The sequence below is a fragment of the Streptomyces sp. NBC_01089 genome (assembly GCF_045162975.1).
In the GTDB taxonomy this organism is placed as follows: Bacteria; Actinomycetota; Actinomycetes; order Streptomycetales; family Streptomycetaceae; genus Streptomyces.
Map to the genome: position 1 here is coordinate 5,443,301 of NZ_CP108660.1, position 12,096 is coordinate 5,455,396.

The 12,096-nt window shown below is 69.8% G+C and carries 12 protein-coding genes; 5 read left to right on the top strand and 7 right to left on the bottom strand.

The window, feature by feature from the left end:
* Window positions 1-131: 131 nt before the first annotated feature.
* Entirely contained in the window at window positions 132-1,628 is a 1,497-nt protein-coding gene (gene proP / locus OG510_RS24495) for a glycine betaine/L-proline transporter ProP (RefSeq protein ID WP_406139588.1), read from the bottom strand.
* Window positions 1,629-1,788: 160 nt separating this feature from the next.
* Entirely contained in the window at window positions 1,789-2,256 is a 468-nt protein-coding gene (gene bcp, locus OG510_RS24500) for a thioredoxin-dependent thiol peroxidase (protein WP_406139589.1), read from the bottom strand.
* 139 nt (window positions 2,257-2,395) lie between these two features.
* On the opposite strand from bcp, the gene OG510_RS24505 reads away from it, so the two are divergent.
* The 3 genes from OG510_RS24505 to OG510_RS24515 all read left to right on the top strand — a co-directional run bounded on the left by OG510_RS24505 (window position 2,396) and on the right by OG510_RS24515 (window position 3,707).
* Window positions 2,396-2,725, top strand: a complete 330-nt coding sequence (locus OG510_RS24505) for a DUF3618 domain-containing protein (RefSeq protein ID WP_164261362.1) — start codon at window positions 2,396-2,398, stop codon at window positions 2,723-2,725.
* 161 nt (window positions 2,726-2,886) lie between these two features.
* Window positions 2,887-3,222: a GroES family chaperonin gene (locus OG510_RS24510; protein WP_406139590.1), complete on the top strand. Its 336-nt coding sequence runs from the start codon at window positions 2,887-2,889 to the stop codon at window positions 3,220-3,222.
* Between the two features lie 164 nt (window positions 3,223-3,386).
* Window positions 3,387-3,707 (top strand): DMT family transporter, encoded by a 321-nt coding sequence (locus tag OG510_RS24515; protein WP_406139592.1) that lies wholly within the window; start codon window positions 3,387-3,389, stop codon window positions 3,705-3,707.
* A gap of 12 nt (window positions 3,708-3,719) precedes the next feature.
* On the opposite strand, the gene OG510_RS24520 is transcribed toward OG510_RS24515, so the two are convergent.
* Entirely contained in the window at window positions 3,720-4,916 is a 1,197-nt protein-coding gene (locus OG510_RS24520) for a GDSL-type esterase/lipase family protein (protein WP_406139593.1), read from the bottom strand.
* A 41-nt stretch (window positions 4,917-4,957) separates the two neighbouring features.
* Entirely contained in the window at window positions 4,958-7,306 is a 2,349-nt protein-coding gene (locus OG510_RS24525; protein ID WP_406139595.1) for a transglycosylase domain-containing protein, read from the bottom strand.
* A gap of 224 nt (window positions 7,307-7,530) precedes the next feature.
* On the opposite strand from OG510_RS24525, the gene OG510_RS24530 reads away from it, so the two are divergent.
* Together OG510_RS24530 and OG510_RS24535 are read left to right on the top strand one after the other, a co-directional pair.
* Complete coding sequence (locus OG510_RS24530) at window positions 7,531-8,331, top strand: ABC-2 family transporter protein (protein ID WP_164261373.1); 801 nt, start codon at window positions 7,531-7,533, stop codon at window positions 8,329-8,331.
* Window positions 8,324-9,127 carry an ABC transporter permease gene (locus OG510_RS24535; RefSeq protein WP_406139597.1) on the top strand — a complete coding sequence of 268 codons (804 nt, stop codon included), beginning with the start codon at window positions 8,324-8,326 and terminating at the stop codon, window positions 9,125-9,127. The genes OG510_RS24530 and OG510_RS24535 overlap by 8 nt, the downstream gene beginning before the upstream one ends.
* 198 nt (window positions 9,128-9,325) lie before the next feature.
* Here the strand turns inward: OG510_RS24535 and OG510_RS24540 are convergent, their stop codons facing one another.
* From OG510_RS24540 to OG510_RS24550, 3 genes are all read right to left on the bottom strand, one after another.
* A complete protein-coding gene (locus OG510_RS24540; protein WP_406139598.1) occupies window positions 9,326-9,949 on the bottom strand; it encodes a hypothetical protein in 624 nt (207 codons plus the stop codon).
* A gap of 139 nt (window positions 9,950-10,088) precedes the next feature.
* Window positions 10,089-10,691 (bottom strand): nitroreductase family protein, encoded by a 603-nt coding sequence (locus tag OG510_RS24545; protein WP_406139600.1) that lies wholly within the window; start codon window positions 10,689-10,691, stop codon window positions 10,089-10,091.
* 178 nt (window positions 10,692-10,869) lie between these two features.
* Window positions 10,870-11,991 (bottom strand): aldo/keto reductase, encoded by a 1,122-nt coding sequence (locus OG510_RS24550; RefSeq protein WP_406139601.1) that lies wholly within the window; start codon window positions 11,989-11,991, stop codon window positions 10,870-10,872.
* Between the last annotated feature and the right edge of the window lie 105 nt (window positions 11,992-12,096).

The window sequence follows — 12,096 nt, forward strand, 5'->3', positions numbered from 1 at the left end:
GCCGGGGCGTCACGTCCGGGAAGCGGAGCGGCCCGTACCGGGTGGGGGCCGGTACGGGCCGTTGCGGTGGGCGGGGAGTCGGTCGCCAGGGTGTGGAGGTCAGGTGGGCGGCGGAGGGCTTCAGGCGGGGGTCAGAAGCGGGGTTCCGGGGCCTGGGACTCGACCATCTCGGCCGCCTCCTCCTTCGTCTCCACCGAGGGCGGGGAGCCCTCCAGTGGCTGCTGGGCGGTCTCCTTCATGCAGAGCACCGCGATCACGCCCACCAGCGCCGCCCCCATCGCGTAGAACGCCGGCATCAGATTGGTGCCGGCCAGGCTGATCAGCGCGGTGATCACGAATGGGGTCGTCCCGCCGAACAGGGACGTCGAGAGGTTGTAGCCGACCGACAGCGACCCGTACCTGACCTGCGTCGGGAACAGCGCCGGGAGCGCCGCCGACATCGTGCCCAGCATGCACACCAGCGAGAGGCCCAGCATCGCCATGCCGATGATGATCGCCGGGATGGAGCCCTGGCGGATCAGCAGGAAGGCCGGGAGCGACAGGACGAGGAAGCCGAGCATGCCCGCCATCAGGAGCGGTTTACGGCCGAAGCGGTCGTTCAGCTTGCCCACCTGGTTGATGATCAGCATCAGGACGACCATGACGCCCAGCAGGACCAGCAGGCCGTGCGTATCGCCGTAGCCCAGCTCGTCGGAGAGGTACGTCGGCATGTACGACAGCAGCATGTAGTCGGTGATGTTGTACGCGCCGACCAGGCAGATGCACAGGACGAGCGCGCGCCAGTGGTCGCGGAAGATCGCCTTGAGGTCGCCCTTGGCGCTGGTTTCGACCACGTCGGCCGCCTCGCCGGCGCCCACGTTCTCGCCGGTGAGGCGCTGGAAGGCGGGCGTCTCGTCCAGCTTGAGCCGCAGATAGAGGCCGACCAGGCCCAGCGGCCCGGCGACCAGGAACGGCACGCGCCAGCCCCAGCTGTCCATTCCGTCGGAGCCGATCAGCGTGGTCATCAGTGTGACCAGGCCGGCCGCGCCGACGTATCCGGAAAGCGTGCCGAACTCCAGGAAGCTGCCGAAGTAACCCCGGCGCTTGTCCGGCGCGTACTCCGCGATGAAGGTCGACGCGCCCCCGTACTCACCGCCGGTGGAGAAGCCCTGCACCAGGCGGAAGAAGATCAGCAGGACGGGGGACCAGAAGCCGACCGTCGCGTACGACGGGAGCACGCCGATCGCAAAGGTCCCGATCGCCATCATGATCATGGTCATGGCGAGGACCTTCTTGCGGCCGATCTTGTCGCCCATCGGGCCGAAGACCATGCCGCCGACCGGGCGGATCAGGAACGCAACCGCGAAGGTGGCGAACGAGGCGAGCAGCTGGACCGTGCTGCTGCCGCCGGGGAAGAAGACGTGGCCGATGGTGGACGCGAGGTAGCTGTAGATGCCGAAGTCGAACCACTCCATGGCATTGCCCAGGCTGGCCGCCTTCACCGCCCGCTTGATCGCGGCCTCGTCCGTCACCGTGATGTCGGTGCGGCGCAGCCGCGGGTTCTTCCGGCGGTCGATGACCCGGAAGAGACCGCGGTGGCGTTTGACCGCCTCGGGGTCGGCGGCGGTCTGGTGGCCGGTGTCCGCCATGGTGGTCGTCCTCTCTGTGGGCATACAAAAACACGCAGGAGGCTCTTCTGCACAGCGATGGCGATCGCAAACCAGGGCTCCGAAGAATTGGGACCTTGGTCACGTATTTTCAGTGGATACCGGCCACTCCCGCAACTTCTCGGGCGGCGGGGGGAGCGTCTCAGAGGCCGAGATCCTTGATGATTTTCGCTACGTGACCGGTGGCCTTGACGTTGTAGAAGGCGTGTTCGACCTTGCCGTTCTCGTCGACGACGACCGTCGACCTGATGACGCCCGTCACCGTTTTGCCGTAGAGCTTCTTCTCGCCGAATGCGCCGTAAGCGGCGAGGGTCTCCTTGGCCGGGTCGCCGACCAGTGTGACCTTCAGGGACTCCTGCTCGCGGAATTTCGCGAGCTTCTCCGGCTTGTCCGGCGAGACCCCGATGACGTCATATCCGGCGCCCGCCAGGAATTCCAGATTATCGGTGAAGTCGCATGCCTGCTTGGTGCATCCAGGGGTGAGGGCCGCCGGGTAGAAGTACACGATGACCTTGCGGCCGCGGTGCGCGGAGAGGGAGATCTCGTTGCCGTCGGCGTCGGGCAGGGTGAAGTCGGGGGCGGTGTCGCCGGGCTGCAGTCGCTCGCTCATCAAGCTCTCCTCGGGAGGATCTGGTGACCGTGAGATACGGATGGGGCAGAGCGTAATAGGGGTGCCGCGGGGTGCGTTCCCGCTGGAGCTGACAGACTGTCGAGCAACGACTACCGGACACGACCACGGAGGCAGCGCAGTGTCGGATGCCACGGATGCCAGGACCCCGGCGCAGATCGAGGCGGACATCGAGACCCGGCGCGCGGATCTCGCGGACACGCTCGACGAGATCGGTGTGCGGCTGCACCCCAGCACGATCGTGGGGGACGCCAAGGCCAAGGTCACATCGGCCGTCGACCAGACCGCGGGGCGCGCCTTCGTCGCGCTGAACCGCACGGCGAACGGCGTGCGGGCGCAGTTCGTCACGGAGGACGGCGCACCACGTCTGGAGCGGGTGATCCCGGTGGCGCTCCTCACGGTGGGCCTGGTGGGCCTGTGCGTCGTATCGGCCAAGCGGCGGCGCTGCTGACGGCCAGGTCCTGCTGACCGCCCGGTCCCGGTGGCCGTCCGGTCCTGCGGCCGCGGTCGGCCGGCGGCCGGGGCGCGGCGCCTTTCGCCGTACGCGGTCGCTCCCGGTGAACGCGGACCCTTCGGTGAACACCGGGCCCCAGGCCAGGTAGGTTCGAGTCCGTGAGCGAGAACACCCACGACGACAAGCTGCCCATCCGGATGCTGCACGACCGTGTGCTGGTCAAGTCCGACACCCCGGAGGGCGAGCGGCGCTCCGGCGGCGGCATCCTGATCCCGGCCACCGCCGCCGTCGGCAAGCGGCTGGCCTGGGCCGAAGTGGTGGCGGTCGGGCAGAACGTCCGCACCGTGGTGCCGGGGGACCGGGTGCTGTACGACCCGGAGGACCGGGCCGAGGTGGAGGTCAGGGGCGTGCCGTACATCCTGATGCGGGAGCGCGATCTGCACGCGGTGGCCTCGGAGCGGGTCTCCGACGACTCCACCGGGCTGTATTTGTAGCGCCATCTGTAGCGCTGGAGCGCCGGGTGCAGCGCTCGGCTGTAGCGCCCCGCACGGGTTTGCTACGGTGGAACGACCCCGACGAGACGCGCCGTACCGGGCAGATCGGCTGATCGACTGTAAAGACGACGCACCCTGCTGATCCGTCTCGCGGAGGTGCCGTCATGGCCTGGATTCTGCTCGTCGTCGCTGGTCTGCTCGAAGTGGCCTGGTCGATCGGGATGAAGTACACCGAAGGTTTCACGAGGCTGTGGCCCAGCCTCTTCACCGGCGCGGGCATCATCGCGTCCATGCTGCTGCTGTCGCAGGCGGCCAAGACCCTGCCGATCGGTACGGCGTACGGCGTCTGGGTGGGGATCGGCGCGGCCGGTGCGGCGGTGCTCGGCATGGTCGTACTGGGAGAGCCCACCACCGCCGCCCGGATCTTCTTCGTCTGTCTGCTGCTGGTCGCGGTCGTCGGTCTGAAGGCCACGTCAGGGCATTAGGCGCTGTGCGGGTCAGGCGCGCCGGGCCGTGAACGGTCCGGTGGCGCCGAAGGCCAGGCCGGCGAAGCGTTCGCCGATACGGCGGTGGGCCGCCGCGTCCGGGTGGAGCTGGTCGGGCAGCGGCAGCTCGGCGAAGTCCGCCTCGCCGTACAGCTCAGTGCCGTCGAGGTAGTGCAGATGGGGATCGTCGGCCGCCCGCTGCGCCACGATGCGGGCGAGTTCCGCCCGGATGACGTGGAGCGTGAGCTTCCCGGCGGCCCGCTCCGCGGGGTCCCCGGTGGCCCGGAACCGCACCGTCCCGTCGCTGAAGTCCGGGGCGCAGGGGCCCGGGGTGTCCTCGTGGATGGGGCAGTGGACCGGCGAGACGACCAGCAGCGGTGCGGTGGGGTGTCCTTCGCGGATCGTGTCGAGGAAGCCGTGGACGGCCGGGGTGAAGGCGCGCAGCCGCATCAGGTCGGCGTTGACGATGTTGATGCCCATCTTGACGCTGATGAGGTCCGCCGGGGTGTCCCGCATCGCGCGGGCCGTGAACGGGTCGAGCAGCGCGCCGCCGCCGAACCCCATGTTGACGAGTTCCGCGTCCCCGAGCGCGGCGGCCAGCGCCGGCCATGTGGTGCTGGAGCTGAGGGCGTTGGAGCCGTGGCTGATCGAACTGCCGTGGTGCAGCCACACCTTGCGGCCGCGGTCGGGCAGGGGCTCGACGGGGGCGTCGGTGCGCAGGGCGACCAGTTCGGTGACCTCGTTGTACGGCAGCCAGATCTCGATGTCCTTCGGTTCCGCGGACAGGCCGCTGAACCGGACGGTGCCGATGGGGCCTGGCCGGGTCTCCGCCGCACCGGTGGTCAGGTCGACGAGGTGGACGTTCCCGCCGGTCACGGACGCCTGGCCGGCCAGGCGTCCGTCGACGATCAGGTCGTACAGACCGTCGGGCCTGGGCGGGACGCCCTGGTAGGCCATCTTGGTGCGGAGCGTGTCCAGTTCGACGGTGGTGGCGCTGGTGCGGATGGCCAGCCGTACGCCGGAGGGCTGGGCCTCCGCCATGGCCAGCTGCCCGTCGGAGTACTGGGCGCGGGCCCGGGCGGGGAGCCGGTGCGGGAGGAGGCCGTGCGCGGTGCGTTCCAGGTCGAGGGCGCCTCGTATGAGCTCCGGCGTCAGGGGTGTGCTGATCGCGGCGGCTGTGGCGGCTGTGGCGTTGTGCGGGGGGTTCATGGGTCCACCCTGGCAAGCGGAGTGCTGATCCGCACACTCTTTCAGCCGCCTGTGGTGCCGCCGCCCGCTGTCTCGTCCCCGGTGCCGCCGTCCGTTCCCCCGTCCCCGCCGCCCGTGTCCGTACCGCCGTCCGTCAGTCCGCCGATCACGCCCGGGCTCTCACTGCTGGGGGTCTCCGACGGCTCCGGGCCCGTCGTGCTGGGCTCAGTGCTCGGGGGTGCGGACGACGGTCCGGTCGGGGTCCCGTCCGACGGGGAGGGCGACGCCGTCGACGAGGGGGAGGCGGAGCTCTTGGCCGGGGTGGGCAGCGCGTCCTGGTGCGCGCCCGACTGGAGGTCGAGGTGGAAGGCCGTACGCGGGGTGCCGGCGAGCGCGGCCCCCGTGTACTGGCCCCAGATCTGCGCGGGCGCGCCGCCGCCGTTGATACGGGGCAGGCCGAGCGCCCCGTACAGCGGTTTCTGCACCCCGGTCTTCGGGTCCTGGCCCATCACGGAGATCACCGTCGACAGGTCGGGGGTGTATCCGGCGAACCAGGCCGCCTTGTCGTTCTCCGCGGTGCCGGTCTTGCCCGCCGCGGGCCGTCCCGCGCTCTTGGCGGCGGTGCCGGTGCCGCTCGCGACGACGCTCTTGAGGATCGACGTCGTGGTGTCCGCCGCCTGCCGGCTGACGCCCTGGACGGTGCTCTTCTTCGGCAGCGACAGCTTCCGGCCGTTCTTGGTGGCCTTCTCGACGATGGTGTACGTCCCGTGCTTTCCGTGGCCCGCGAGTGTCGCGTACGCCTCGCTCATGTCCAGCACGCTGGCGGTGGAGGGGCCGAGCGCGATGGACGGGTACGGGTTGAGGTCGGGGGTGTTCTTCGGGATGCCCAGGTCGATCGCGGTCTGCTCGACCCTGGAGGGGCCGACGTCCTCGGCCATCTGCGCGTACACCGCGTTGACGGACTTGTCGGTGGCGGTGGCGACGGTGATGTTGCCGTACGACACGTCGTCCTCGTTGCCCGGCGCGTAGCCGGTGGATCCCTTCGGGCCCTGCACCGTGCGGTGGTTGGTGCCGTCGTAGATGGTGCTCGGGGTGATCCTGCGTCCGTCGCGGGTGGTCGAGCGGTTCTCCACGGCCGAGGCGAAGACGAACGGTTTGAAGGTGGAGCCGACCTGGTAGTCCCGGCGGGTCGCGTTGTTGACGTACTGCTTCGTGTAGTCGATGCCGCCGTACATCGCGACGACCTTGCCCGTGTCGGGCTCCACCGATGCGCCGCCGACGCGGACGTTCCGGTCGGCGCTGCGGCTCTTGCTGAGCTTGCTGGTCACCTGGTCGCTGACCGCCTTGGCGAGCGCCTGCTGCTTGCCGCGCTGGAGGGTGGTGGTGATGCGGTAGCCGCCGGTGGCGAGGGTGTCCTCGTCGATGACCTTGTTGCTGGTGAGGTCGTCCTTGACGGCCTGGACGAGATAGCCGCGCTGTCCGGAGAGACCGGACGAGGGCCTGACCTTCTCCGGCACCGGGAACTTCTCCTTGGCGCGGGCCCCGGGGCTGAGCCACTTCTTCTTGACCATGCCGTCGAGCACGTAGTTCCAGCGGGCCTCGGCGCGGCCCCTGTTCTGCGGGTGTTCCACGACGTCGTACGCGCTGGGGGCGTTGAGCAGGGACGCGAGGTAGGCGCCCTGGGCGATGTCGATGTCCTGGATGTTCTTGCCGTAGTACGCCTGGGCCGCGGCCTGGATGCCGTAGGCGTTGCGCCCGAAGTAACTGGTGTTCAGATAACCCGCGAGGATGTCGTCCTTGCTCTCCTCGCGGTCCAGCTTGATCGAGATGAAGAACTCCTTGGCCTTGCGGCTGATGGTCTGTTCCTGGCCGAGGTAGTAGTTCTTGACGTACTGCTGGGTGATGGTCGAGCCACCCTGGGTGCCCTTGCCCGTCGCGGTGTTCCAGGCGGCGCGGGCGATGGCCTCGGGGTCGATGGCGCTCTCGGAGTAGAAGTCGCGGTCCTCGGCGGAGAGCGCGGCGCGCTGTACGCCGATGGGGATCTGGGCGAGCGGTACGTTCTCGCGGTTGACCTGGCCGTCGCGGGCGATCTCGGTGCCGTCGGAGTAGAGGTAGACGTTGCTCTGCGCGGTGGCCGCGGTGTTGGCGGCGGGGATGTCGACGAGGTTGTAGCCGGCGATGAGGCCCCCGGCGACCAGCAGGACGATCAGCAGAAGAGCGCCGAGCGTCAGCCGCCAGGTGGGGATCATCCGGCGCCACCCCGTGCGCCGGGGGCGCTTGCGCTTCTTGGCCGGTCCGCCGGGCCCGGCGGAGGTTCCGGGGCCGGCGGGCCCGGCCGGACCGCCGTTGCCGCCGCCGCCCTCGTGGTCGCGCGGGGGCCGGCCGGGCTGCTGTGGCTGCTCGTCGCTCACTGTCTCTCCAGCGTCCGGCACAAGGGTGTCGTATCGGGTGAATCACTCTGTACGCCCATAAAACACTGTTGGGGCGCCCGGTTCGAGCTGGTCGGACCGTCGGGCCGCGTTATTTCGGCGCTGATGTCCGGTCGAGTTATTCGGTCGCGGTGCGGGCCCCGGTGGACTAAGGTCGGGCGCTTTGGTGCTTGTACGGGGCGGGACGGCGCGAGGGGACCTCAGGGATGCGGCTGTACGCGGTCGTGGCCGCAGGAGGGTTCCGGCGCTTCGCGACCTATCGGGTGGCGACGGCCGCCGGGGTGTTCACCAACACCGTCTTCGGTTTCATCATGGCGTACACCTACATCGCGCTCTGGAACGAGCGCCCGCACCTCGGCGGGTACGACCAGTCGCAGGCCCTCACCTATGTGTGGCTCGGCCAGGCGATGCTGACGACGATGGCACTGCTGGGCGGCGGCCTGGAGGACGAGCTCATCGAGCGCATTCGCACCGGCGACATCGCCATCGACCTCTACCGCCCCGCCGACCTGCAACTCTGGTGGCTGGCAAGTGACTTGGGCCGGGCCGGATTCCAGCTCATCGGGCGCGGGGTGGCGCCCATGGCCCTGGGGGCGCTGGCCTTCCGCCTCGCTCTGCCGGCCGATCCTCTGGTGTGGCTCGCGTTCCTGGTCTCGCTGCTCTTCGGGGTCGTCGTCAGCTTCGCGATCCGCTATCTCGTGGCGCTCGCCGCGTTCTGGCTGATGGACGGGGCGGGCGTCGCGCAGATCGCGGGGATCGCCGGGATGTTCTTCTCCGGGATGCTGCTGCCGCTCAATCTCTTCCCTGGGCTGCTGGGCGAGGTGGCCCGGGTGCTGCCCTGGTCGGTGCTGCTCCAGGTGCCGGCCGACATCCTGCTGGGCCGGCGGACCGGCTGGGGCCTGGTGACGGCGTACGCCTTCCAGCTCGGCTGGGCGGTGGTGCTGCTCGGCGCGGGCCGGCTGCTCCAGTCCGCCGCGACCCGGAGGGTGGTGGTGCAGGGTGGTTGAGGGGCTGCGCGCGTACTGGCTGATCGCGGGGATGTGGGTCCGCTCGACGATGGCGTACCGGGCGTCGTTCGCGATGACGGCCTTCGGCAACTTCCTGGCGACCGGGCTCGACTTCGCGGCGATCCTGCTGATGTTCTCGCACGTCGACCGGCTCGGCGGCTACTCGCTGGGCGAGATCGCCTTTCTGTACGGCACCGCGTCGACCGCCTTCGGCCTCTCCGACCTGGTGATGGGCTCGATGGACCGGCTGGGCCGCCGGGTGCGCGACGGAACACTGGACACGCTGCTGGTGCGCCCCGTCCCGGTGCTCGCCCAGATCGCCGCCGACCGCTTCGCCCTGCGCCGGCTGGGCCGGATCACCCAGGGGGTGCTGATCCTCGGGTACGGGGTGACGGTCGTCGACGTCCACTGGACGCCGCTGAAGGTGCTGATGATGCCCATGATGCTGATCAGCGGCGGGGTGGTCTTCGCGGCGGTGTTCGTGCTCGGGGCGGCGTTCCAGTTCTGGGCGCAGGACGCGTCGGAGGTGCAGAACTCCTTCACGTACGGCGGGGTGACGCTGCTTCAGTACCCGCCGACGCTCTTCGCGAAGGACCTGGTGCGCGGGGTGACGTTCGTGATCCCGCTGGCCTTCGTCAACTGGCTGCCCGCACTGTACGTACTGGGCCGCCCGTACCCGCTGGGCCTGCCGGGGTGGCTGGCATTCCTGCCCCCGGTGGTGGCCGCGGTGTGCTGCGTGGTGGCGGGGGCGGCCTGGCGGGTGGGGCTGAGGTCGTACCGGAGTACGGGGAGCTAGGGGCGGGCGGGGAGATCGCCGTCCGGGCGATCACTGTCCGGGCGATTGCCTTCCGGGCGATCACATCGGGCTGTCCGGCGGATCAGGTCGCGGAGGAGGCGGAGAGCCCCCGCGGCTGCGGCATGACCCGCCCGACAGCCCGACAGCCCGACAGCCCGTCAGGGCCTCAGAGCTTCAGAGCTTCAGGGCTTCAGGGCCTCAGGAAAGGTACTGGCCGGCCACCTCGTACTGTCCGGTCAGCCGGAAGTACCGCAGGGCCTCGGGTGAGCCGTCGTCGAGGGCCTTGCCTGCGGCGGTGCGCAGGGCGTCGCTGAGGTCCGGGTCCGCAAGCATGCGGGCGATGTAGAAGGCGTCGTCCTCGGCCTGGTCGAGCCGGTACCCGGTCTCCAGGAAGGTTCGTGCTGCTTCGGGAGTGCCGGTGTCGAGGGCAGTGTTGCAGCCCTTGATGACCGCCTTGTCGCCGTTCGTGGTCGCCGTGTAGAGGATGCGGGCGATGGCGACCCGGTCGTCCTCGAACTGGGCCTTCTGGAAGCCGGTTTCCAGGAACGCGCGCATGTCATCCGCGGTGCCTCCGAGAGCCTTGCCGGCTTCTCGTACGACTGCCTTGCCCGTGTTCGTCGCCAGGATGTCGGCTATCGCGGCGCGCAGTTCGGCCTCCGTCATCTCGTCCACCGGAGTGTCGGAGCTGGTGGACGCAGTCGCCGTCGCGGTCGCGGTCGGCGGTGCGGCCGTCGGCGGTGCGGCGAACGCCGGGGCCGCGAGAAGCAGCGCGGGTGTCAGGGCGGTGACGGCGACGAAGAGCGCGGCGCGGGTCGGTCTCATATGTGTGCCTCCACGGGCGTGCTGCGGGTGGGTTTCGTTTCCCTTGTGCACCAGAAGCGCCAACCCTATCCAGAGCCACGGCTCGATCGAACAGGAATCCGAATCTTCCTCCGTGGCCGTCGGGCCCTCCGCGGCACGCTCAGCTGTGCCCGCCCCAGTGGCCACGGTGGATGACCTCGGCCTTGGCGCGTCGGCGTTCCTCGACACGGGGACTCTGCGGCGGCAGGTCGTCGGCCCGGTAGCCGACCGTGATCGCGCCTATGGGGGCGTACGCGTCGGGGACCCCGAACTCGGCCCGGAACGGCTTGAGATGCTCGGGCATGATCCCGAAGAAGCATGCGCCGAGGCCCTCGTCGACCGCGGTCAGCAGCATGAGCAGGGAGGCCATCCCGGTGTCGATGTGCCAGTACGGGGCGGGCCACCGGGCCTCTGCCCGGTCCTCCCACCCCTTGTCGGGCTCCGCGTAGCGTTCGAGGTAGGCCGCCTTGTGCGCCAGGGGCACCACGACCAGCGGGGCATCCTGCATGGTCGGTGTCTGCTCGACGCGGGTCGGCACGAAAGGCCAGAAGCGGGCGCGGTCGGCGGGGTCGGTCAGCGCGAGGAACGCCCAGCCCTGGGAGAAGCCGGCTGAAGGGGATCGCATGGCCGAGGCAAGGATCCGCTCGACCGCATCGGGGGACAGCGGCTTGTCGGAGTAGTGGCGGACCATGCGCCGGCGGCGGACCACTTCGGAGAATTCCATGTCGGCAGATGCTGCCACGGGGGGTGCCGACGGCCAATGGTGTGGGGCGGGGGTGACCGCGCCCGGGGCGGCAGCAGGAGCGCTGCCATGGTGCCGCCGGCCCCGAGCACCCCCGAGCACCCCCGGCCGCCCCCGGGCCCCCGGCTGCCCCCGGCGCCCCTGGGTGCCAACTCCGGTGTCAGCGGCGGGGTTCGATCCTCAGGTCGCCGCGGGTCAGGGCGCGGGTCGTGTCGCGGGCGAGTACGTCGTGCGGGAAGCCGAGTTCGATCGCGCCGGCCTCGTCCAGGCGGGCCAGTTGGGCGGCGGTGAAGCCGATCTCCAGGGCGCCCAGGTTGTCCTCCAGTTGCGCGGCGGTGCGGGCGCCGATGACCGGGGCCGTCACGTCCGGGTTCTGCAGCGTCCAGGCCAGCCCGGTCTGGGCGGGAGTGCGGCCCAACTCGGCGGCGACCTCCTTCACGACGTCCACGATGGCGAGACTGCGTTCGGTGAGCGCGCCGCTGGCGATGGTGACGCTCCTGCGGGTGCCGTCGGCGGTCACGGCGTTCCCTTCGGCCCCTTCGGCCCCTTCGGCCCCTTCGCCCCCTTCGATCCCTTCGCCGTCCGCCGCGGTCAGGTCGGCACGGCTGTACTTACCGGTGAGCACCCCGCCGGCCAGCGGCGACCACGGGATCACCCCCAGCCCCATCTCACGCGCCATCGGGATCAGGTCACGCTCCCCGGTCCGCTCGATCAGGTTGTACTCGATCTGCAGCGCGACCAATGGCGACCAGCCGCGCAGGTCGGCGATCGCCTGCATACGCGACACCTGCCAGGCGGGGGAGTTGGAGATCGCCACGTACAGGACCTTGCCCTGCCTGACCAGATCGTCCATGCCGCGCAGGATCTCCTCGACCGGCGTCGTGAAGTCCCACAGGTGCAGATAGAGCAGATCGATGTAGTCCGTATTCAGCTGCCGCAGGCTGGTCTCCACCGAAGCGAACAGGGTCTTGCGGTGATTTCCCCCGGAATTCGGATCGCCGGGCCTGCGCAGCGTCGAGTATTTCGTGGCCAGCACCAGGCTTTCGCGGTTGTCGCGGGTGAATTCACCGAGCAGACGCTCGGAGCTGCCATCGGTGTAGGTGCTCGCGGTGTCGATGAAGTTACCGCCGCGCTCGACGTACAGGTCGAACAGTTTCCGCGCCTCGTCCTGCTCGGCGCCCCAGCCCCATTCGGTGCCGAAGGTCGCCGCGCCCAGCGCCAGCGGTGAGACCCGCAGCCCGGAGCGGCCCAGCAGCCGGTAGCTGTCGAGGGTGAGCGACATGGTGTCCTCCTGCGCTTGTGATCCGTTGTCGAGGACAAGTCTCCGAGCGCAGGGGGACCGGGATAAGGGAAGGAATTTCCTGGGAACGCCAGTCCTACCCTGCCG

Excerpts from the sequence above, each read along its gene's own strand:
- proP (WP_406139588.1), bottom strand. The coding sequence starts at position 1,628 with ATGGCGGACACCGGCCACCAGACCGCCGCCGACCCCGAGGCGGTCAAA.
- bcp (WP_406139589.1), bottom strand. The coding sequence starts at position 2,256 with ATGAGCGAGCGACTGCAGCCCGGCGACACCGCCCCCGACTTCACCCTG.
- OG510_RS24515 (WP_406139592.1), top strand. The coding sequence starts at position 3,387 with ATGGCCTGGATTCTGCTCGTCGTCGCTGGTCTGCTCGAAGTGGCCTGG.
- OG510_RS24520 (WP_406139593.1), bottom strand. The coding sequence starts at position 4,916 with ATGAACCCCCCGCACAACGCCACAGCCGCCACAGCCGCCGCGATCAGC.
- OG510_RS24530 (WP_164261373.1), top strand. The coding sequence starts at position 7,531 with ATGCGGCTGTACGCGGTCGTGGCCGCAGGAGGGTTCCGGCGCTTCGCG.
- OG510_RS24540 (WP_406139598.1), bottom strand. The coding sequence starts at position 9,949 with ATGAGACCGACCCGCGCCGCGCTCTTCGTCGCCGTCACCGCCCTGACA.
- OG510_RS24545 (WP_406139600.1), bottom strand. The coding sequence starts at position 10,691 with ATGGAATTCTCCGAAGTGGTCCGCCGCCGGCGCATGGTCCGCCACTAC.
- OG510_RS24550 (WP_406139601.1), bottom strand. The coding sequence starts at position 11,991 with ATGTCGCTCACCCTCGACAGCTACCGGCTGCTGGGCCGCTCCGGGCTG.